Annotated in this window: 23 protein-coding genes and 1 other annotated feature; all 23 genes read right to left on the bottom strand. The window is 37.4% G+C overall.

All coding sequences use genetic code 11. The features are described 5' to 3' along the window. Positions 1-138: 138 nt before the first annotated feature. Entirely contained in the window at positions 139-462 is a 324-nt protein-coding gene (locus ACSVDH_RS11050; protein WP_299087133.1) for a TraR/DksA family transcriptional regulator, read from the bottom strand. A 324-nt stretch (positions 463-786) separates the two neighbouring features. Continuing rightward, on the bottom strand, positions 787-3549 hold the full coding sequence (gene ileS / locus ACSVDH_RS11045; RefSeq protein WP_439249433.1) for an isoleucine--tRNA ligase: 2763 nt from the start codon (positions 3547-3549) through the stop codon (positions 787-789). 62 nt (positions 3550-3611) lie between these two features. After that, positions 3612-3842, bottom strand: a binding site (T-box leader). A gap of 80 nt (positions 3843-3922) precedes the next feature. Further along, complete coding sequence (locus tag ACSVDH_RS11040) at positions 3923-4429, bottom strand: DivIVA domain-containing protein (RefSeq protein ID WP_439249432.1); 507 nt, start codon at positions 4427-4429, stop codon at positions 3923-3925. Positions 4430-4527: 98 nt separating this feature from the next. After that, complete coding sequence (locus ACSVDH_RS11035) at positions 4528-5304, bottom strand: YlmH family RNA-binding protein (protein WP_299086984.1); 777 nt, start codon at positions 5302-5304, stop codon at positions 4528-4530. Positions 5305-5381: 77 nt separating this feature from the next. Then, entirely contained in the window at positions 5382-5645 is a 264-nt protein-coding gene (locus ACSVDH_RS11030) for a YggT family protein (protein ID WP_299086983.1), read from the bottom strand. A 6-nt stretch (positions 5646-5651) separates the two neighbouring features. Continuing rightward, a complete protein-coding gene (locus ACSVDH_RS11025; protein WP_299086981.1) occupies positions 5652-6104 on the bottom strand; it encodes a cell division protein SepF in 453 nt (150 codons plus the stop codon). A 1-nt stretch (position 6105) separates the two neighbouring features. Beyond that, positions 6106-6792: a YggS family pyridoxal phosphate-dependent enzyme gene (locus ACSVDH_RS11020; protein ID WP_299086979.1), complete on the bottom strand. Its 687-nt coding sequence runs from the start codon at positions 6790-6792 to the stop codon at positions 6106-6108. A gap of 8 nt (positions 6793-6800) precedes the next feature. Further along, on the bottom strand, positions 6801-7631 hold the full coding sequence (pgeF, locus tag ACSVDH_RS11015) for a peptidoglycan editing factor PgeF (RefSeq protein WP_439249431.1): 831 nt from the start codon (positions 7629-7631) through the stop codon (positions 6801-6803). A 92-nt stretch (positions 7632-7723) separates the two neighbouring features. Then, positions 7724-7981 carry a YlmC/YmxH family sporulation protein gene (locus tag ACSVDH_RS11010; RefSeq protein ID WP_439249430.1) on the bottom strand — a complete coding sequence of 86 codons (258 nt, stop codon included), beginning with the start codon at positions 7979-7981 and terminating at the stop codon, positions 7724-7726. A 124-nt stretch (positions 7982-8105) separates the two neighbouring features. Further along, positions 8106-8963 carry an RNA polymerase sporulation sigma factor SigG gene (sigG, locus tag ACSVDH_RS11005; RefSeq protein ID WP_299087132.1) on the bottom strand — a complete coding sequence of 286 codons (858 nt, stop codon included), beginning with the start codon at positions 8961-8963 and terminating at the stop codon, positions 8106-8108. Between the two features lie 66 nt (positions 8964-9029). Next, the gene (sigE, locus tag ACSVDH_RS11000; protein WP_046511010.1) at positions 9030-9749 is read right to left on the bottom strand and encodes an RNA polymerase sporulation sigma factor SigE; all 720 of its coding nucleotides are present in this window, start codon (positions 9747-9749) and stop codon (positions 9030-9032) included. 96 nt (positions 9750-9845) lie between these two features. Then, the gene (gene spoIIGA, locus ACSVDH_RS10995; protein ID WP_299086973.1) at positions 9846-10778 is read right to left on the bottom strand and encodes a sigma-E processing peptidase SpoIIGA; all 933 of its coding nucleotides are present in this window, start codon (positions 10776-10778) and stop codon (positions 9846-9848) included. Positions 10779-11549: 771 nt separating this feature from the next. Continuing rightward, the gene (ftsZ, locus tag ACSVDH_RS10990; protein ID WP_439249429.1) at positions 11550-12689 is read right to left on the bottom strand and encodes a cell division protein FtsZ; all 1140 of its coding nucleotides are present in this window, start codon (positions 12687-12689) and stop codon (positions 11550-11552) included. Between the two features lie 41 nt (positions 12690-12730). Beyond that, positions 12731-14020, bottom strand: a complete 1290-nt coding sequence (gene ftsA, locus ACSVDH_RS10985; RefSeq protein ID WP_439249428.1) for a cell division protein FtsA — start codon at positions 14018-14020, stop codon at positions 12731-12733. 168 nt (positions 14021-14188) lie between these two features. After that, a complete protein-coding gene (locus tag ACSVDH_RS10980) occupies positions 14189-14551 on the bottom strand; it encodes a small basic family protein (protein ID WP_439249427.1) in 363 nt (120 codons plus the stop codon). A 1-nt stretch (position 14552) separates the two neighbouring features. Then, the gene (locus tag ACSVDH_RS10975) at positions 14553-15233 is read right to left on the bottom strand and encodes a DUF881 domain-containing protein (RefSeq protein WP_439249795.1); all 681 of its coding nucleotides are present in this window, start codon (positions 15231-15233) and stop codon (positions 14553-14555) included. Positions 15234-15330: 97 nt separating this feature from the next. After that, complete coding sequence (locus ACSVDH_RS10970) at positions 15331-16035, bottom strand: DUF881 domain-containing protein (protein ID WP_299087128.1); 705 nt, start codon at positions 16033-16035, stop codon at positions 15331-15333. Continuing rightward, on the bottom strand, positions 16025-16816 hold the full coding sequence (locus ACSVDH_RS10965) for a cell division protein FtsQ/DivIB (protein WP_439249426.1): 792 nt from the start codon (positions 16814-16816) through the stop codon (positions 16025-16027). Before ACSVDH_RS10965 ends, ACSVDH_RS10970 begins: the two co-directional genes overlap by 11 nt. Before the next feature lie 388 nt (positions 16817-17204). Beyond that, positions 17205-18113, bottom strand: coding sequence for a UDP-N-acetylmuramate dehydrogenase (gene murB, locus ACSVDH_RS10960; protein WP_439249425.1), 909 nt, complete (start codon positions 18111-18113; stop codon positions 17205-17207). A gap of 22 nt (positions 18114-18135) precedes the next feature. Then, a complete protein-coding gene (gene murG, locus ACSVDH_RS10955) occupies positions 18136-19230 on the bottom strand; it encodes an undecaprenyldiphospho-muramoylpentapeptide beta-N-acetylglucosaminyltransferase (RefSeq protein ID WP_439249424.1) in 1095 nt (364 codons plus the stop codon). 192 nt (positions 19231-19422) lie between these two features. Further along, positions 19423-20523, bottom strand: a complete 1101-nt coding sequence (gene spoVE / locus ACSVDH_RS10950; RefSeq protein WP_439249423.1) for a stage V sporulation protein E — start codon at positions 20521-20523, stop codon at positions 19423-19425. Between the two features lie 97 nt (positions 20524-20620). Further along, on the bottom strand, positions 20621-21976 hold the full coding sequence (murD, locus tag ACSVDH_RS10945) for a UDP-N-acetylmuramoyl-L-alanine--D-glutamate ligase (RefSeq protein WP_439249422.1): 1356 nt from the start codon (positions 21974-21976) through the stop codon (positions 20621-20623). Next, positions 21977-22951: a phospho-N-acetylmuramoyl-pentapeptide-transferase gene (gene mraY / locus ACSVDH_RS10940; protein ID WP_299086957.1), complete on the bottom strand. Its 975-nt coding sequence runs from the start codon at positions 22949-22951 to the stop codon at positions 21977-21979. It lies immediately after the preceding gene. Positions 22952-23062: the final 111 nt, after the last annotated feature.

The raw sequence follows: 23062 nt of genomic DNA, 5'->3' as shown, positions 1-23062 counted from the left end.
CCATATAATAATGTTTAAAGCACTAGTAAAGACTGCACCAGCACCTGAAACAACATTTCGTTTAAACGCAAAAAGAAAGACTTAAACTCTCCTTTTTATTGAAGAATTTAAGTCATTTATATCCGGGAGTAAAATTTGTTAATATTCACTGCCGCTCATATATGTTTCATATGGCGTATAATCAAATTGTGGGAGAGATTTACGCTCATACAATTCCTGGAAAAAGAAATCATATTTTGTTCTAGCTGTTGGGAGTATCCTTAATTTTTCAAATGGGATTTCTTCACCCGTTTCTTCGCAGTACCCATAAATTCCTTTATCGATCTTCATTAAGGCACGTTCTACATCTTGAAGTTCCTCTTTTATATGATGCATCAAAGTCTGATCTTTCCCTTGATGATCATCACAAGCAGCATCAAACAAACTGTGCTCAAATAATCGTGCTCGCAGTTCTTCTCTCATCACTTGCAATTCATAACGGATTCCAAAAAATTTATTCAAGATGGACAACTCCTTATCCTTCTCATGTTGTACAAATAGTTTAACCTGATAAATACAACCTCACCCTGTTAAGAATTTTCCTCTAGTTGAAATGGATGTTAAGGTATAATAACAGCTTTATTATCAATGCTAATTTTTACCCCACACTTTTTGTCCGTTAAACCATATTTTAAAAAAATAGGCACATATTAAGTAAAAAGCAAAAAACTGACCCCTAAAAAGGGTAGACTAAAATAATTAGCACTACACTCTTCTGGGGTCAGTCCCTCACAAAGTACAAATTAATTAATAATGATCCTTCACAATACCAGCACAACGCTGACAAAGTGTCGGATGTTCAGCTACTGAACCTACTTCAGGAGTAACAATCCAGCAGCGTTCACACGTTTCACCTTCGGCTTGTGCAATCACGATTTTAACTGTTTCAAATACCTGTGCTTTTTCAGGAGCAGCATCGTAATCGCCAGCAATTTCAAAGCCTGAAACGATAAATAACTGCTTTAAATCTTCATCAACTGAATCAAGTAATGCTTTCGCTTTAGCATTTGGATAAAGCGAAATACTTGCAGTTAGCGATTTACCAATCACTTTTTCATTACGAGAAACCTCTAATGCCTTTAAAACATCATCACGTAATGACAGAAAAGCATCCCATTTCGCTTCCAGCTCCTCTTCTTGAGGATATTGCTTAACCTCTGGCATATCAACTAATTGAACACTTTCTTCTGTTACAGAATCAATATGCTCCCAAACTTCATCAGCCGTATGCGGAAGAATTGGGGCAACTAATTTTACTAATGAAAGCAATGTTTCATATAAAACGGTTTGAATAGCACGACGCTCTTGATTATCTTTAGACTCGATATAGAGAACATCTTTTGCGAAATCTAAATAAAATGAACTTAATTCAATGGTACAGAAGTTATGAACAGCATGGTAAATTGCCGCAAATTCATATTGGTCATAAGCATCTTTTACACGTTTTGTCAGCTTATTAAGCTTAACAAGCATGTAGCGGTCAACATCTCGAAGCCCTTCAAGGCTTACGGTATCTTGAGCTGGATCAAAATCAGCAAGATTACCGATCAAGAAACGGAATGTGTTACGGATTTTACGATACACTTCAGCTACTTGTTTTAAAATTGCATCTGATACCCTAACATCTGCTTGATAATCAACAGATGCAACCCATAAACGCAGAATATCTCCGCCAAGTTGTTTCATGACTTTTGCAGGCACAACAACATTTCCTAGTGATTTACTCATTTTACGTCCTTCGCCATCAAGAGCAAAGCCGTGACTTAATACACCTTTATATGGTGCTTTACCTGTTACAGCAACAGCGGTTGATAAGGAAGAGTTAAACCAGCCGCGATATTGGTCAGAGCCCTCTAGATATAAATCAGCAGGTCTTTGCAGATCCTCTCTTTCAAATAAAACAGCTTGGTGTGAAGAGCCTGAATCAAACCAAACATCCATGATATCATTTTCTTTTGTAAATATACCGTTTGGACTTCCTTCATGGGTAAAGCCATCTGGAAGTAGATCTTTAGCTTCCCGTTCAAACCAAACATTTGAACCAAATTCACGGAATAAATTCGAAACATGTTCAATCGTTTCATCCGTAATAATTGGCTCTCCATTTTCAGCATAAAAGACCGGAATTGGCACACCCCATGCGCGCTGACGTGAAATACACCAGTCTCCGCGATCCCGTACCATATTATATAGTCTTGTTTCTCCCCATGCCGGCACCCATTTTGTTTCCTTCACAGCTGTTAATAAATCCTCACGGAAATCTTTAATCGATGCAAACCATTGTGCAGTTGCACGGAAGATTGTCGGCTTTTTCGTTCTCCAATCATGCGGATAGGAGTGTGTAATAAATTGAAGCTTTAATAATGCTCCAACCTCTTGCAATTTTTCGGTAATTGGCTTGTTGGCTTCATCATAGAATAATCCTTCAAAACCAACTGCTTCTTTCGTCATATACCCTTTTTCATCAACAGGACATAATACATCTAAGCCATATTGCTGCCCGATGATAAAGTCATCTTCACCATGACCTGGAGCTGTATGAACACAACCTGTACCGCCATCACTTGTAACATGTTCACCAAGCATAACAAGAGAATCCCGATCATAGATTGGATGCTTAGCAACGATACGGTCAAGCTCAGCGCCTTTTAAAGTTCGATCTACCTGATAATTCTCCCAACCAATTGTATTTGCTACAGATTCTACTAATGCAGAAGCAACAACGTATTTCTCGCCGTCTACAGCAATAACACTATATTCTAATTCAGGATGAACGGAAATTCCTAGGTTTGCTGGAATAGTCCAAGGAGTTGTCGTCCAGATGACGATTTTTTCATCATTTGTTAATACACCTTTACCATCCTTGACAGGGAATGCGACATAAATAGATGGTGAGCGCTTATCAGCGTATTCAATTTCGGCCTCGGCAAGAGCAGATTCACTTGAAGGTGACCAGTATACTGGTTTTAGCCCTTTATAGATATAGCCTTTCTTGGCCATCTCTCCGAATACTTTAATTTGCTGGGCTTCATATTCGGGCTTTAATGTAACATAAGGATTATCCCAATCACCGCGCACACCTAAACGTTTGAATTGCTCGCGCTGTCCATTGATCTGCTCCCAAGCATATTCTTCACAAAGCTTACGGAACTCAGCAACAGTCATTTCTTTTCGATTTACTTTTTTGTTTTTCGTAAGAGCTGTTTCAATTGGAAGACCATGTGTATCCCATCCAGGAACATATGGAGCACAAAAACCGCTCATTGATTTATAGCGAACGATAAAATCCTTTAAAATTTTGTTTAAAGCATGCCCCATATGAATATCGCCATTTGCGTAAGGGGGGCCATCATGTAAAACAAATAACGGCCGATCTTTCGTACGTTCCTGTACTTTTTCGTAAATGTTCATTTTCTCCCATTTTTCTTGCATGATTGGTTCTCTGTTCGGGAGATTTCCTCGCATTGGAAATTCAGTTTTTGGCATAAGCAAGGTATCTTTATAATCCATGTTCATTCCTCCTGCATTCATGATTAAAAGTTATCACAAAACACAAAAAACCTTCTCATCCCACAAGGGACGAGAAGGTTTATCTCGCGGTACCACCCTATTAGATTAATGGCCTATGCTATTAATCCACTCTACATTCGTAACGTGAATGATTCGCCATTGCTTATTGATCTAAAGATGTTCAGCATGGAACTCAAGGGTGATCTTCATCCTTTGCCTTATATCGAGCTTCCACCATCCTCGATTCGCTAAATAAGGTTATAAAGGAATACTATCCCTTTCACCGTTTGATATAACGTTTTGTAAAGATTATTGATTTTTAAAATAGTCTACGTTTCCGTATTATATGCGAATAAAATTCAAAAAGTCAAGTCTAGCTTTTCGTTTCTTCTGCTTCACCGAAAATTGGCTCAACTTCATATTCCAATAAATGATCCCAATCATCATTTTTTAGAAGATCAAGCTGTGCTTCAATTAGCATTTGAAAACGAGTTCGAAAAACTTTTGATTGTTTTTTAAGTTCTTCAATTTCCATGGCGATTTTTCGAGATTTAGCTAATGCTTCATTAATAATTCGGTCAGCGTTTTTTTCTGCCTCTTTAATGATGAGCTTGGATTCTTTTTGGGCATTCCGCTTTACGTCTTCACCTGCTTCTTGAGCAATAATGATCGATTTATTCAATGTCTCTTCAATATTTGTAAAGTGACCTAATTTTTCAGTTAGCTCTGATACGCGAGATTCAAGTTCTTTCTTTTCGCGGATAATCATTTCATAATCTTTTATCACTTGATCCAAGAATTCATTTACTTCGTCTTCATCATATCCACGAAATCCTTTACTAAACTCCTTATTATGGATATCTAATGGTGTTAAAGGCATGGATGCCACCTCCAATATGTAGTTAAATAGTTAATCATTGACAACATTATAAATCATATTTCGACAGCTTTGTTGAAAATCCTGCTAAAACCTTAAAATTATTTTTGTTTATGTACAACGATCCTCCACTTATCCTTCTTTGTTTTCCCTTCAATAGCCAGCAATTTGCTGCGCCCATATCCGCGAACAGACAGTGTATCACCTAAACGGCATTCAAAAGATACGGAATCTACAGTTTTCCAATTCACTTTCACCAATCCATTTGCAATCAACGGTTGTATTTTTTGACGTGAGAGATTGTAGATTGCTGAGCATACAACATCGAGACGTAATGATGAAACCGTCGTGACTAGCTCGTGAACGTCTTCAACATGAGGAATGAATTCGTTCATTGAGATTACTTTCAAGCTGATTTTTGCACGGCCTACCTCTTGAAAATTCGCTTTTATATAATCTGCCACTTCACTTGCACTAACAAATTGGACAATTGATTCAGAAAAACGGATATCGCCAAATTTTGAACGCTTTAAGCCAAGACTCATTAGTGAACCAAGAACTTGCCTATGTTGCAGGGTAATAAATTTACTAGGATACTGCACCTCAAATACGGTTAACTTAAAGTCCTCAAGTTCCGGCTGGAAATAATCCGGATACAATAACGCTCGTTTCCGTTCTGTATCATCACTGCCCCCTGAAAATGAAACTTTCACATCTGAATTTTCACCAATTACAGAAGCAACAATTTCTTGCTCTCTTGGATCTAAAAAGTCGGTTAGCTTCGGGTGATAATGATCAAGAACGCTTTCCCTCCATTCCAAAACCTGATCGATAAAATGGCGTTCTTCACCCCGAAAATGCTGATAAATATGGTCCATCATCACAACTCCAGTAAGCTCATTCGTATAAGACATAAAGATGATCTAAAACAAAAAGAGGGACGAAAACGTTGTCCCTAGCCAATCATTGTAAAGAGTGATGCAACTCCGTATTCAGCAAAACGCAATGCTAAAATGGCCACTATTGGAGAAATATCAATCATTCCTAATGGAGGTATTATTTTGCGAAATGGTTCTAAATATGGTTCACATATTTTAGCTAAAAATTGCCCAAAACCAGATTCTCTAGCACCCGGGAACCAAGAAAGTAATATGTATACAATAATTGCATACGAGTAAAACGTTAGTAATGTTCTGATTACACTATATAAAATGTCCATTCGTGATTACCACCTTTGATGTTCTTCGTCTGATACCAGCTCAGAAATCGATCCTGAGACATCTACATTATCAGGTGTACATAAAAAGATATTCATCCCGATCCGCTGAATATCACCGCCGATTGCATAAACAGTACCACTTAAAAAGTCAACGATTCGCTTCGCTTGATCCCGCTGAATACTTTGAAGGTTAACAACAACGGCCCGACGATTTTTTAGCTGATCGGCTATTTCTTGTGCCTCCGCATAGACCCTTGGTTCACATAGAATAACTTTAGAGGATTTTTGCACACTTTGCAAACTTACAACATTTTGTTTTGGCGCATGCGACTGAGATTTATGAGGAATTTGCGGCTGCTCCTCGTATTCAGGCTGCTGCTGTTGTTCCTCACTCTCAACATATTCATACTCTTCATCTTCCAATGCAAAAAAACTTTTAAATCTATTTTTAAGTGACATCTTAAACACCTCCGTTTTCATTACCAACAAGTGATGTACCAATACGAATAAAAGTTGCCCCTTCTTCAATTGCAATTTCATAATCATTGGACATTCCCATAGACAGTTCATGGCAAGGTGCAGTAGAAATCTTTAATGCTTGTACCTCTTGCTGGATCATTTTTAGCCTTTTAAAGCATGTACGAATTAGTTGTTGATCATCTGTAAAGGGTGCCATCGTCATTAAGCCAACAACCTTAATGTTTTGATAAGCTTCCAAGCCCTTTACAAAATCAATGACCTCTTCAGGTGAACAGCCATGCTTTGATTCTTCTCCAGAAACATTTACTTGAATAAAGCACTTGATCGGCTTTGTTGCACGTTTATCAATTTCTTTTGCAAGGGAAAGACGATCCAATGAATGGATGTATTCTACCTTATCAATAATGCTTTTCACCTTTCTCGTTTGCAGGGTACCAATAAAATGCCAAATTGCTGTATCTTTAATTTCCTGAAATTTTGCCTGAAGTCCTTCATCGCGGTTTTCACCCAAATGATGGACACCTGCAGCAATTGCTTCTTTTGCCCGTTCAATGCTTACATACTTCGTCACTGCGATGACTTTAATGTCTTCCGGGTTTCGTCCAATACAATTACATATCCTTTTGATGTTTTCCCTGATTGTTAGATAATTTTCCTGAACGTTCATGACTTAAGTTAAGCCTCCTTATTAATGCCGATAAAGCTTAACATTCGTCCTGTTTTTCCGGCATCACGCCGGTGTGAGAAAAACAGGTCATTTTCACAGCTTGTACATTGCTGTGAAATCGTAATGTTTTCTTCCTTTACTCCAGATTCAAGAAGCAAGTATTTGTTAAGCTGTTTTAAATCTAATGTATATTGTCCATCGGAAACTGAGCGATATGGAACAGAATACTTCTTGATAACAATTTTGTTAATTGCAGAAATCACCTTATCATCCACTATGTAGCAGCAATGACCAATTGCAGGTCCAATCGCCACTTTAATGTTCTTGGGATCGGCATCTTCTTCATTGATCCATTTTCTAACCATTTCTCCGCCAATATCATTTACGGTTCCCTTCCAGCCGGCATGGGCAAGACCAATTAAATGTTTTTCGGGGGCTATAAAATAAAGCGGGACACAATCGGCAAAACATAATGACAGCATTACCCCATCATCTTTAGTATATAATCCATCAGAGCCTGAAAGACCATCTTTATATGCTGTTAAGCCTCTTCCACGATCCTGTATGGATACTTTTTCAATATGAGTGGAGTGAATTTGTTCAGCAAATACCCAATTCTTTGTTGGAAAGGAGAGTTTTGATGCTAAAATCTCTCTGTTTTGGACAACCTTTTCCGGCTGGTCCTGCACATGCAATCCAAGATTTAAAGTTGAGTATGCATCACTGCTGACGCCGCCAGATTTTGTGGTAAATCCAACGGTGAGACCTTTTATAAGATTATCCCACTGGGGCAGTGATAAAAATGCTGTATCTTTTTGTTGAAAAGGTTCTGCTGCCATTATCATTCAATCCTTTATTTACGATATTTAAAAACATTGTTTCGCACTTATTTTACCACATCTTATCGATTAGGGTTAGTTTGAATGACAAATTATTCATCTACTCCCTCAATTTGTCGATTTATTCTTACTAGAATAACATCTTCCCCTATCTTCACTATATTTCGCCATGGAATGACGAATTCCTCGTCTTTTCCAAAAAAACCTAACATTTTCCCATGACCATTAATAATAATCGCTTGAATTTTCCCATTTGTCACATTGATATCAAAATCATCGATATTTCCAAGCTTTTTCCCATCTGACACATTTACAACATCTTTTGTCTGAAATTCTGAAATATACATCATAACGCCTCCTGTCCCTTATAACGACACTCTATTACATATCTATGTAGTGTGGAGGATAAACTATTCAATCGAATAGAAATATTTTTTCATTTATAATGAAAAAGACTACTCATATTGAGCAGCCTTAGTTTTGAATATTTTTATTCATTTGTTTAATTGCGGCTTTTTCTAATCGAGATACTTGTGCTTGGGAAATGCCGATTTCTTCAGCGACCTCCATTTGCGTTTTCCCTTGAAAAAATCGTTTCCTGAGAATTAGTTTTTCTCGACTATTAAGACGTCTCATTCCTTCTTTTAAGGCCAATTCTTCAATCCATTGGATATCGCGATTTTTCTCATCGCTTAATTGGTCCATAACAAAAATTGGGTCTCCTCCATCATTATAAATGGGTTCAAATAATGAAACAGGATCCTGAATGGCATCAAGAGCAAAAACAATCTCTTCATGCGGAACTTCCAGTACTCTTGAGATTTCTTCAGCAGTCGGTTCCCTTGATGTTTCACTCATAAGACGTTCTCTAACCTGGAGAGCCTTATAAGCAATATCTCGAAGTGACCGGGAGACACGAATAGGATTATTATCCCTTAAATATCTACGAATTTCTCCGATAATCATTGGTACAGCATATGTTGAAAATTTGACATTCTGGCCTAAGTCAAAATTATCGATTGATTTCATTAATCCAATACAGCCAACTTGAAACAAATCGTCAACAAATTCTCCTCTGTTGTTAAAACGCTGGATTACACTGAGTACCAATCTTAAGTTGCCGTTCACCAGCTCTTCTCTTGCTGATAAGTCTCCATTTTGCATTTGTTTAAATAGCTCTCTCATTTTCTCGTTTTTAAGAACTGGAAGTTTTGAGGTGTCTACTCCACAAATTTCGACTTTATTTCTTGTCACATCTTTCCCTCCTAACAGGAGCTGCTGTACAGTGTTAAGTATCTCCTTGAGTGGAAAAAATATGCACAAGCTAATCATGTCAGGAAGGGATGATATGCTCATTTTATTTGATAAAATAAGGGATTTTTAAATGAAAAAAATTTTTTACACCATTTTATTAAATTCTTTTTGTAATCTTTTAATAATTCTCTTTTCAAGCCTAGAAATATAGGATTGGGAAATGCCAAGCATATCAGCAACATCTTTTTGCGTCTTTTCTTCTCCGCCCTGTAGACCAAAACGAAGCTCCATAATTTGTTTTTCGCGGTCATTTAACTGCTGCAGAGCTTTCATTAATAATTTACGATCCACATTTGCTTCAAGATCCTTTGTTATAATGTCGTCTTCGGTGCCTAACACATCGGATAAAAGCAATTCGTTTCCATCCCAATCAATATTTAACGGTTCATCAAAGGATACCTCTGAGCGCAATTTATTGTTTCTTCGCAAATACATGAGAATTTCATTTTCGATACATCTTGAAGCATATGTAGCAAGCTTGATCTTCTTTTCTGGATTAAAGGTATTAACCGCTTTTATTAAACCGATGGTTCCAATGCTTATCAAATCTTCAATATTAATACCAGTATTTTCAAATTTGCGGGCAATATAGACCACAAGACGTAAGTTTCGTTCAATTAGGATTGATCTGGCTGCCTGATCTCCAGAAGGCAGCTTTTGTAGCAAAAGTTCCTCTTCTTCCTTTGAGAGGGGTGGGGGCAATGCTTCACTGCCTCCGATGTAATATACCTCATCAGTTTTGATTCCTAGCTTGATTAATAGTTTATACCATAAGTAAGTAAGGTGTAATTTAAGTTTTTTCATGTTCCTCCCCCTTCTAAAATAAAAGAAACAGAGTAAAATAGAAGTAACCAAATTTTTGCTGAATATCAACTTTAGTCTATAAAACAAGGATATGCATTAAGATACATGCTCAATTGGTTGACCCTGTAGCATTTTCGGATGGACTATACATTCATATTCATTTTCGGAAGACAAGGTTGTACGGTTTAAGCCAACAATTGTTTTATGAACCTTAATTTTTTCATTTTTTGTCTCGATCCACACTTCATCAGGTTTAAAGCCTAATAAAAACTGATTTTCACTACCTACAACGCGATAAGGAATAATTCGTACACGATGTTCCCAAGGATGACCTTCATTACCGCTCTCACTTAATGATTTCATGACATCCTGCTGAAGGGCTTGATTTACAAGCTGATCTGGTAGATAGTCCTTAGCCTTTAACGTATCAATAATCATAACCGGGCTTCTTGTAATTGGATCATAAAGCTGGTTCCCGCTATCAACCAGACCGTTTAACGTAAACTGGGTTGAATCTACACTTATCGTAACAGTTACCATTTGGTCGAAATGAATCTTTTTGGCTTCAAGACCCTCAAGGCGATTCCTTGAAAACAACCACATAATCGGGAAACCGATTAGTACGAACAGCCAGCTTATTGGATGTCCAAAACCTGAAGAATTTGTCATGAATAGCCCATCTAAATATTCCATTTCTGCTTGTAAAAAATAATGGGCGCCAATCATACCACCACCAACCAAAAATGTTACAAAATAAAAGGTTAGCAAGCTTTGAAAAAAAAAGCGAAACCGTTTAAAACCAAAGGCTATGACAACCATCATCATGGAAATAACCATTTTTCCTAGCGGATGTGTCGCCATAAACGCAAATGGTGAAAACATCATCAGGACTATGCTTGAACCTAAAAGGGCTGCAAGAATAATTCGCAGCTTAAAAATTTTCCTTTTCAATGCAATAGCTGTTAAAAGAAGCAGAAACAAATCAAAGGAAAAGTTTAAAAACCAAATAACGTCTAAGTAAATAGACATTCTCTACTCCTTCCCCTCTGGTATAAAGCGAGGCTTCTCAAAAGTGCGGAATATTCTTCATCCCCCATTTATCTTCTTAGCTCACCTCAATCTTAAAGTGGAAGTTTACTGCCCGTTAAGATTGGGATAAAGTGAAATCTATCCTTTTCATCCTATTACTTAGCCCATTATTAACTGAAATAGATGATGACCTATAGCCACTAGTATAAATCTTCATTGATAGGAAGTCTGTCACTTACTGCCGAGAAAATGTAAGAATTTTTGATAGATTATTAGAATTTTTGTCGAGTTTTTAGAAGAAAAAAGCGAATTGTAAGAGGCCTTACAAGTAGAATAGTAACGTTCACTATTAAAGAAAGGGTTAAAGTGAGAGTTCCATTATTGAGGGCTTTATCCCATTGATGGTTAGCGAGACTTATCGGATCTTTACGGGCAGTTATCCACTACTTATTATTCTTAGATTTACTTGTTTTACTGCCCGTTAAGATGGGATAAAGTGAGTCTTCCGTTATTGGGGGGCTTTTTTATCCCCCTTAATGGTTAGCGAGACTTATCGGATCTTTACGGGCAGTTATCCACTACTTATTATTCTTAGATTTACTTGTTTACTGCCCGTTAAGGTGGGATAAAGTGAGTCTTCCATTATTGGGGGCTTTATCCCATTGATGGTTAGTGAGACTTCTATCAATGAGGTTTTAAACCAGTAAAGATAAATAAAAAAGAGTGCATAAATCGTATGATCTGCACTCTTTTTTCTTACATGATAATTTTTTATCGACGTTTGTTTCGATTTCTTAAGAATGTCGGGATATCTAATGCATCATCGGCTTGTTGAACATTATTGCGAGATGAGGTTTCTTGAACTGGTTCTTCCCGCTTCATTTCACGTTTTGGCATAGCCTTTGCCGTATTGCCAGTGTTAAATTGGCGAGGTTGTTGGCTTAGCGGATTAACCTCTTGTTCAGTAAATCCAGTCGCAATGACAGTAACAACAATTTCATCTTTAAGATTTTCGTTAATAACAGAACCGAAAATCATGTTTACATCTTGATCTGATGCTGTGGCCACAATATCAGCAGCTTCTTGAACTTCATATAAACTCAAGTTTGTACCACCAGTAATGTTCATTAAAACACCTTGAGCACCATCGATTGATTTTTCAAGCAACGGACTTGAAATAGCTTTCTTTGCTGCCTCAGCTGCACGATTTTCGCCAGTTGCAACACCAATCCCCATCAAAGCTGAACCTTTATTTGACATGATCGTCTTCACATCAGCGAAATCAAGGTTAATTAAACCAGGTGTAGCGATCAAGTCAGAGATCCCTTGAACCCCTTGACGTAATACATTATCTGCTTCTCTGAATGCTTCAAGCATCGGTGTGTTTTTGTCGACGATTTCAAGTAGGCGATCATTTGGGATGACAATAAGCGTATCGACAGATTCCTTCATTGAAGAAATCCCGCCAGCAGCTTGCATAGCACGTTTACGGCCTTCGAAAGTAAATGGTCTTGTAACCACCCCAACCGTTAATGCGCCGAGATCCTTTGAAATTTGTGCGATAACCGGAGCAGCCCCAGTACCCGTTCCGCCTCCCATACCTGCAGTAACGAATACCATATCCGCGCCTCGCAATGCTTCTTCAATCTGCTCTCTGCTTTCTTCAGCAGCCTTTTTTCCAACCTCAGGGTTTGCACCTGCTCCCAATCCACGGGTAAGCTTTGATCCAATTTGCATTTTAACTTCTGCTTTAGATAAATTTAATGCTTGGGCATCGGTATTAACAGCAATAAATTCAACACCTTGAACTCCATGCTCTATCATTCGATTGACAGCGTTATTACCACCGCCACCTACCCCGATTACTTTTATGGTAGCTAAGCCGTCAATATTTGTATCAAACTCCAACATGCGAAATCCTCCTAATCCATCAAATGACTAATTGATGTGAACTATTCAAAGAAGTAGCCAAAGAACTTCTTTACTTTATTAACCTTTTTCTCTTCTGGTTGTTGCTTATGATTTGAACGTTGTTGCTGTGGCTGTGGTTCCTTAGCAGCGGCTACCTCCACAGTATTTACTGAAACATTTGAACCTATCTTTCTGCCTTGAATTTTGGCATTTTTATGCGCAAATTGAATTAAGCCTACTCCCGTCATATATTGAGGTTCTCTTACTCCAATGTAATCCGGGCTTGCGATTCTTACACTGTTTTGAAGGACTGCTTGTCCCAATTCAAGAACTCCCGGCATCCTAACAGTTCCACCAGTTAGAACAAACCCGCCTGGCAGTTCACGGACACCAAGCCGTTTTAATTCATAAAGAATCAAATCGTAAATTTCTTCAAGTCTTGCTTCAATAATATCAGCTATTTCTAATTGATTAAAAGATCTCTTTTGATCTGAACCAATGATGGCAACTTCAAATACTTCGTCTTCTGATGCATGATCATAATAAGCATGTCCATATTTGACTTTAATGCGCTCAGCTTCATCTGTAGTTGTACGCAGGCCGATTGAAATGTCCTTTGTAATATTTTCTCCTCCTACTGGAAGAACACTGGTTGCCACTAAATGATTCTGTTCAAATACCGCGATTGTTGTAGATCCCCCGCCGATGTCAACTAAAGCTACACCCAGGTTTTTCTCATCCTTAGACAGTGCTACAGACCCTGCAGCCTGCGGTTGCAAACAAATATCCGTTATTTCTAAGCCTGCACGCTCTACACAACGCAGCAAATTATGTAATATCGTCTTCGATCCAGTAATGATGGAACCTTCCATTTCCAGACGAACTCCAAGCATTCCTCTAGGGTCGTTGATTTCATCTAATCCATCAACAATAAATTGTCTTGGGATGACATCAATAATTTCCCGTTCTGGTGGAATTGATACAACCTGAGCTGCCTCAATAACTCTTCTAACATCCTCATTGGAAATCTCCCTATTTTCGCTTGAAACTGCTACTACACCATGACAATCTTGTAAGTGTACATGGTTACCAGTAACACCGACAACAACTCTTTTTAAGGAGATCCCTACCATTCTTTCGGCTTGTTCAACAGCTTTTTTTATAGAATGAACGGTTTCATCTATATCAACTATAGATCCTTTTCTTAATCCTTCTGATTTTACATTACCTACACCAATAATGTTTAAAGTATCATTCGTCATTTCACCAATAATTACTTTAACACTGGATGTACCGATGTCAAGACTTACGAATAATTCATTGCTGTTCATTCTAAGGCACCTCCCCATCTATCAATACTTTCTATTTTATTCGTTTAAGAACAACATGACAATGAATCTAGTTTTACATATTTGTAACAAAATGATTTTTTAACTATTTACTTGTTTTTCACCATATTAGGTTTATTCGTCAAATACTTAATATTCCCTTTTAAATATTCAATTTTTTTTCAGTTTTTCTCTGGAAATAGACCATTTTGATATTAGGATTCTTCTAATGACAGCAATATTTTGAAATAATCTAACCCCAAAGGCAAATACCGCTACTAAATATAAGTCTACACCAAGATGTACACCGAGAAAAGCTAAACTTGCAGCTAAAATGATGTTAAAGAAAAAGCCTGAAACAAAGACAACTTCATCATATATATCCTGCAGATGTGCTCGAATGCCTCCTAACAGAGTATCAAAGGCAGCTAATATCGCTATTGATAAGTAATTTGAATATTCAGGGGGAATCCGAAGCTCAGATACAAAACCTAAAAACACACCTAGTATTAGACCTAGAATTGGAAGCCACATGTTATTTTCCCCCTTCTTTTGTTTCTAATGGCTTCATATTTTTCACTCGAATTGTATCTTCATAAGCAGGAATAGTGATGTTTTCTAAAGGCTTTGAAACAGTTAGACTTAGGTTATCAATGGCAAAATCTTCGTCAGTTGTTGACGCACTCATTCTATTATATAGTTTATCGGCATCTTCTGAGATTACTTTAATTTCGATTGGATACGTATTTAAACTGTAATTATCCATTTTTGTCTGGCCGTTAATATCTCTAATGACACTGGAATTAATTAAACGTCTGCCTTGAATCGAAATTTCTTCGGCATCATATGAATTTAATTCATTTATAAGCCGTTTTAACAAATCAGGAGAAATGCTTTGCAGTGGTTGTCCAAGCAATTCCTCAGAAAATAAACTGTCGATAGTAATGATGATACCTGGTCCTGTAACTTCAGTAAGGCCTGCCTCTTTTTCGAGAACATTTAATGTTTCCTTTAAAGCTGCTTCAGGATTCTGATTCTTTTCAGCCTCATAAGTTTCAATGGTCTCATTGTATTTCCTAATTTCAGATAGCAGTTCAACCTGAAGCTGCTGTTCCTTTTTCAAGTCTTCTCTCAGCTGCCACATATCCCTTGTATCTCTCACAACAGGCTCTTGTATTGTTCGAAATTGGATCGCAAGCATTAGACCAAATATCATTGTTAAAAGAGAAAAACTAAATCCATTTTTCCAGCTCGTTTGCTTCAATTCAACCACCTGACTGTTCCAAAATTCTTAACTAGGCTTTTAGCGCATTTTATGAAGAGGTCTTGTCCTCTTGTAACAAAGGCTTCATTTTGATTTCGTCTTTTTTCTCAACAGTAACAACAATATTATCATATACAAGTTGATCAAGAATACCTCCGGCAATATTGAGCGCAGGGATTAAAACATCGGGATCACCGATAGCCGAGATAACGAATGGTGCCGGGAATTGATTTCCATCCACGGTTATAACAGGTCCGTTACAATAAATATAGGAATCACTTGATAACCTTTGACCATTAATTGATATCGCATCAGCCCCCGAAATATACAGTTCGTTTATAACATTAAATATATGGCTTTCATGAACAATATAATTATTAACATTTTCGCCATCCGGAATATAGGATGCATCCTCCAAAGTCACTTCCACGCCCTCGCCAACAACCGGGAGGTCACCAACATACATACGAAACTTCTCTACATCTTCAACAAGATTATAATAAACTTGTTTTTGATCCTTTAGAGATTCCTCTATTTTTTTTACTTGATCTTGCTTTTCATATAATTCTTTCTGTAATTCACGATTAATTTCTTCGTTATTGATGAGCTGGGATCTTATTTCGTACTCTTTTTGCCATTGTTCAGCTGATATTACATGCTCTTGATTTTTTTCTTTTGTAAGCTGATATGAATAGGAAATTAAAAAACCTACTACAAGGAGGACAAGGGATAAAATAACATATCTACCCCTCAGTTTCATTCTCGACTTCATTCTCCTCCTCCTCTTCATTTAAAGGTTCATATGATTCAAAATAGGAGCCTACTTCCAGATGAATAATCCCCCGGCTATTTTCATCAAGCTGACTGACAATTTCAGGATAAGAGTCCATTTTTTTAGAAAAAGTACGAACAGAAGCGAGGACTTCATAACCATCATTCATATATAGATGGATCAACCAAGGATCAGTCTTTTTCGGTGTATGATGGATTTCAGAGATCGAGTTTAAGATACCTGGCGGCAGCTTTTTTAGTTCATCTATCATAACCTCAATTGCATTGTCATTTTCCCAATTGATTAAAACAGGAGCATCTGCGGGTGCTTTAACCTGTTTATCCTTTAATACCTTGCCATTTTCAAGAATTGGAAAATAGGAACCGTCACGCTCAATATAGGCAATACTCTCATGCTCTTCTACTTGTAAGACAATATGGTTCGGCAATTTCTTTTCAACTTGTACATCTTTAATTTGCAAAAGACTTTTTACAGATGTTTTTACTTGTTTCGAGTTGACGCTCCAAAATTCTGATGAAGTCGTAATTCCACTTAGTTCAATGATTTTTTTTGACTCAACCGTTTTATTTCCTTCAACTGAAATACTTGCTACTTTACTTAAAGGAGATTGAAAGTAAATTACCAGCAAAATAAGCAGGAAGAAAACGGATAAAAAAGAAATTAGTCTCCGGTTCGTTTTCTGTTTTCTCTGTTGCTGTAATTTTGGTATACGATCCTCTAACGAAACAACTTTTTTCTCCAATCCTGTTCACCCCACACTATCAGTCACTAGGCAAACTCTCATTTCATTTAAAGAATTCATTTTTTCCCTAAAATTAATTCGAACACACAAAAAGCACTCATATGATTACGAAAAAAAACAACTTTTAAAGAGCAGGTTATTTTTTTTCGAAAACAAACGAAGAGTGTTCATTGTTAATTTCTGATGACTTGTCCTAGTTTAACGATTTAATGATAAAATAGGACTGCCTCAAAAACCAAAGGGTCAGACCCTTTCTGAGACAGCCCATTTGTTAACCGAAAACCATTATTTATAAAAGAGCAGAAAAATTGAGCCATTTCCATCATTTCATGAACAATTTTTATATTGTCATTATAACACAGGAAAAGGAAATAATGGTGATGTTTGTTTAATTTAGGCCGATTATTTCGACTTCTGTTTCCAATGTAATCTCGTACTTATCAAAAACCGTCTTTTTTGTGAATGAAATAAGATCTAATACATCTTGTGCCGTTGCCCCTCCAGCATTCACAATAAAGTTCCCATGCATTTCAGATATTTTAGCACCGCCAATTTGATACCCTTTTAATCCAGCTTCTTCAACTAACTGTCCCGCATATTTTGGAAGAGGATTGCGAAAAATACTTCCAGCACATGGGTAATTCCAAGGCTGAGTTTCTCTACGATAATCCTTATTTTTTTGCATAACCGCTACAATATCTTCTTTTTTACCTTTTTGCAAGTTTAATACCGCTTCTATACAAATACCTGGTCTTTTTTCTTGCAAGATAGAGGTTCTGTAGGAGAATTCCATCTCCTCATTCGTTAACCATTCCATCGTACCGTCTTCAAACAAGATATGTGCTTTCTCTAATATTTTTGACATATCGGATCCATGTGCACCAGCATTCATATATACTGCTCCTCCGATAGAACCCGGAATCCCGCTTGAAAACTCTAAACCTGAAAAGCCTTTTTTACTTATAAGCGTTGCGAGCTTAATAACGGAACAACCTCCGCCCACAGTAAGGGTCTCCCCAGCTAACTCAAAATCATCCATTCCCGAACCGAGCTTTATGACAACGCCTTTAATTCCCTTATCCGCAACAAGGAGATTTGAGCCTCTTCCAATTGCTCTCCACTTAACTCCATGTTTTTTTATAATTTGGAAAGCTCTTGCCAGATCGTCTATACTATTCGGTTCAATAAATAGTTCAGCAGGACCCCCAATTTTCATCGTTGTATGCTTTGCTAACGGTTCATTTTCAATAACCTTGCCTATATTCGCATCCGCCAATTCTTTATATAATGTGTTCATAATAACCTCCTTAAGCTTGCCTTTATTTCCTTGAAAGATTCTTCATCACTTGATATAACCTTAAAGCTGCATCTGGGATACCAAGCTTTCTTGAGGCATTCTTCATCTGATCTAATTTCGCCTCGTTTAATAAGATATCATCAATATGTGATAACAATAAGCTTCCGTTAAGTTCTTGTTCACGAAGCATAATTGCCGCATCATGATCACTTAAAGATCTAGCATTTTTTTCTTGGTGATTTGCTGTAACATAGGGACTTGGAATTAATATGCTTGGGATCCCTAATGCAGTTATCTCCGCAAGTGATGTTGCTCCCGCTCTGGAAACAATTAAATCAACACACGCCAATACCTCTGGCATATTATGAATAAATGGTTTAATAACAACATGGGAAGAGTCACCCAATGCATCCATTTCCTTCATGACTTTATCATAATGGACCTCTCCTGTTACATAAACAACCTGGTATGGTTTATCATGTAAAGTCGGAATCATTTCCAAGACAGCTTCATTAATTGCCTTTGCACCACGACTGCCTCCAAAAATTAAGACTGTTTTCTTAAATGCTTTAAGCCCTAAAGAACGTCTGCCCTTTTCAGCATCTTGACCTAAAACCTCAGATGCCCGGGGGTTTCCAGTTAAAACTACTTTATGCTCAGGAAAATACTTTCTTGCATCTTCAAAACAAATGGCGACTTTGTCAACATAACGGGATAAAAATTTATTAGTAATGCCAGGCAAACTATTTTGTTCATGAATGATGGTAGGAATGTTCAGCTTTGAAGCTGCATAGACGACTGGTCCGCAAACATAACCGCCCGTTCCGATTACAACATCAGGTTTAAAATCTCTCAAGTATTTTTTACTTACTTTAACACCTTTTAAAAATCGAGTGACTGTTTTAACATTTTCGAATGATAGTTTTCGTTTAAAGCCTGTAATTTCAATGGCTTTAAAATCGATCCCTTCCCGCTTTACAATGTTATTTTCTAATCCATTATTCGTGCCAATATATAAAAATTCAACATGTGAATGATGTTTTTTAATTTCTTTTATTAACGCAAGGGCAGGGTAAATATGCCCTCCCGTTCCTCCGCCGCTAACGACGATCCTCATTCTAATTCCCCCATTTTATCAATTGTTAAGCATATCGACTAAGTACAATTGTCGCTTCTTCATATGTAAACGTGACGAAGGCTGACTAGTAAGGTACTCACTTAAGGCAAAGATTAAAGCCTAAAGTCTATCGCTTCCCTATCGTCAGCCTCATTATATCATTATCATGATAAATAACCTTTTGATAAAACTTTAATATTTTGAATACCTGCTAACATTTAATAGGACACCGATCGCCATTAACATTAAGGTCAGCGATGAGCCCCCATAGCTTAAAAATGGCAAGGTAATTCCTGTAACTGGCATGAGACCTGTGACAACTCCAACATTAATCATGACCTGAATCGCAACCATTGTAATGATTCCGATTGCTAAAAAACTGCCATATAAATCAGGAGCACCTAGCGCAATCCTCACTCCTCGCCACAGCAGTAAACCGAAAAGCAAAAGGACAAATGATCCGCCGATAAAACCTAACTCTTCAGCCAGGATGGCGAAAATAAAGTCTGTTTGCGGCTCTGGCAGGTAAAAAAACTTTTGTCTGCTCTGTCCGAGCCCTAATCCAAATAATCCTCCAGGGCCTATAGCATAAAGAGACTGAATAATTTGGAACCCGCTCCCTAACGGGTCTTCCCAGGGATCTAAAAACGAAGTAATCCGCTTAATGCGGTATGGAGCAGATAAAACTAATGCTACAAATCCCGCTACACCTAAGAGACCAAGCCATACAAAATGAGTGATTCTAGCACCCGATACAAAAATCATCACAATACAAGTCCCAACCATTACTGTCCCTGTACCTAAATCAGGCTGCATCATAATAATGCCAAATGCCGTAAAAACAAGACCTAAAGAAGGTACCAGACCCTTTTTAAACGAAGTAATCTTCTTCTGGTTTTCAGATAGAAACTTTGCTAAAAAAGCGATCATGGCCAACTTCATAAATTCTGAAGGCTGAATTGAAAAAGCTCCGACCCCAATCCAGCTTCTTGAGCCGTTTCTTTCCATGCCTATTCCAGGAATTAATACGGCGATTAAAAGGAAAAAGCAAATGATGATTAACATTTTTGCCCATGATCTCCATGTCCAATAATCAACATTCATTAAAAAGAACATAGCGATAACACCTACGCCAGCAAATAGGAGCTGCCGCTTAGCAAAAAAGAAAGAATCATCGAATTTATACGTCGCCCACACCGCACTAGCACTGTATACCATAATGAGACCAACTGTTAAAAGGAGCAACGTAAGGATCACTAAAATAAAGTCTGGTGTAGACCTTTTTGCTGTCAACGCCGAACACCCCAGTACCAATTTATTTAAGGGCTTTGGCAAGACAAAAAGCGCAGAGTGCGCCTTTATAAAAATCTAGAAAAAATCGTACAAGCCCTTACTTAAGCTTATGCACGGCATGTATAAAAATGTCTCCTCTTTGTTCAAAAGTTTTATATTGATCCCAGCTTGCACAGGCCGGTGATAAAAGAATAACATCATTTTCTTCGGAGATTTCAAACGCCGTTTTTACCGCTTGTTCCACATTATCGACACGTTTGACAACTTCTATTCCACTTTCGATTGCAATCCTCTCTAATTTTGGAGCTGTTTGACCGAATAAAATCATTGCTTTTACATTTTCCAAATATGGCTTTAATTCATCAAATTCATTTCCGCGATCAAGTCCTCCAGCCAGCAAAATAGTTGGTCCGGAAAATGCTTGAAGAGCTTTACTCGTTGCTAAAATATTGGTTGCTTTTGAATCATTATAAAAACGACGGCTGTTTATCGTTTCAACATATTGAAGTCGATGTTTAACACCTGTAAAGGATGTCAGAACTTTATGGATGGATTCGTTTGCTACACCCCTTGTTTTAACTGCAGAAACAGCAGCAAGGATATTTTCAAGGTTGTGAATACCAGGTAATACGATATCAGCCAAAGAAATGATCTTTTCACCCTTAAACCAAATGCAGTTTTCTTTTATATAGGTGCCGCCATCTAGTTCAGTTGTTGTAGAGAAATAGAGTTTTTTCCCATTCGATTTTTCTGAACGCTCACAAACTTCCCTATCATCAAAATTAATAATCGAAACATCAGATTCCGCTTGGTTCTCATAAATTTTTCCCTTTGCGTAGACATACTCTTTCTTCGTTCCATGATAATCTAAATGTGCATCAAAAATATTTAATATGATTGCAACTGCAGGCTTAAACTCGATCGTACCTAACAGTTGGAAAGATGATAATTCCATCACAATGACATTATCTTTTGTAGCCTTCTGTGCAACCTCACAAGCAACCGTTCCGATGTTTCCTGCAATTAATGGTTGCTGTTGATCTTCCTTAAGCATTTCATATATTAATGTTGTTGTCGTAGTTTTCCCGTTTGAACCAGTAATTGCGATAATGTCAGCTTCAGATACTTTATAGGCTAATTCAACCTCTGTAATAATTGGGAGATTGAGCTCTTCAGCCAGAGAAATCAATGGATTCGAATATGGGATGCCAGGATTTTTCACAACTAAATCTACTGTGTTTTCTTCAAGTAATGAAAGTGGATGTCCCCCGCAAACAACCTTTATCCCGAGTTCTTTTAATTCTTGAACAGCTTCATCCGTTTCCGTTGCTTTTAAATCATTAACTGTTACCTTCGCTCCAAGCTGATGCAACAATTTAGCGGCTGCTAAGCCGCTTTTTGCCAATCCTATAACTAAAATCTCTTTATGTATATAATCACTAATCTTTTTCACTTACATCCACACCTCAATATAGATTCCAAGCACTGCAAAAACAAACCCTATTGTCCAGAATGTAACAACAACCCGCCACTCAGACCAGCCAACTAATTCATAATGATGATGAAGCGGGCTCATTTTAAATACTCTTTTTCCAGTTGTTTTAAATGAAAGTACTTGAATGATCACTGATAGCGTCTCAATAACAAATACTCCTCCGATTAAAACAAGTAGAATTTCCAGTTTTGTTAAAATCGCAATTGTAACAATTGCTCCGCCTAGGGCTAGTGAACCAGTATCACCCATAAATACTTTTGCCGGATGCGCATTAAATACTAAAAATCCTAATACTGCCCCTACAACAGCTACTGAAAAAATTGCAACGTCATATTGAGATTGATTCCAGGCAAGAACAGCAAAAGCACCAAAGGCAACAGCAGCAGTACCTGATAATAATCCATCTAAACCATCTGTCAGGTTTACTGCATTTGATCCCCCGACAAGCATGAAAATGACAAGTACAACATAACCCCATCCTAAATCGAAGGATAAAGCAGTACCTGGAATGGCAATTTCTGTTGAAAACCCATATTGGGTAAAGACTAGGTAAAAGATAACAGCAATGATAACTTGGCCGAGTAATTTTTGTCTTGATGTTAATCCAAGGTTTCTTTTCATAACGACCTTTATAAAGTCATCTAGAAACCCTAGTAATCCATAGCCAACTGTTACAAACAATAGCAAATACATTTCAACACTTAATTGAGAAAATTTTCCTGTCATCACAATGGTTGTTATGATGATCGAAAAGATGATCATAACTCCTCCCATCGTTGGCGTTCCCGATTTTTTTTGATGTGATTTAGGACCTTCCTCCCTTATGCTCTGACCAAATTTTAATCTCCTTAGGAAAGGAATAATGATTGGAGAAAGCAGTACACTTATTAAAAATCCCATGACGAGCGTTATTAAAATTACCTGCTCTAGCATGTATATTCCCTCCCTTCTTTCTTCGTTCCGGTCAAAATCTCGCCCATTTGAACATTGAAACGATCATATAAGCAGTATGCATTAATATGTGTATTTAACTGTATGTCATTC

This window comes from Metabacillus sp. Hm71 (assembly GCF_051842955.2).
Classification (GTDB): Bacteria; Bacillota; Bacilli; order Bacillales; family Bacillaceae; genus Metabacillus.
The sequence above is the reverse complement of the archived record's forward strand: the minus strand, read 5'-3'. Positions and strand labels throughout refer to the sequence as shown.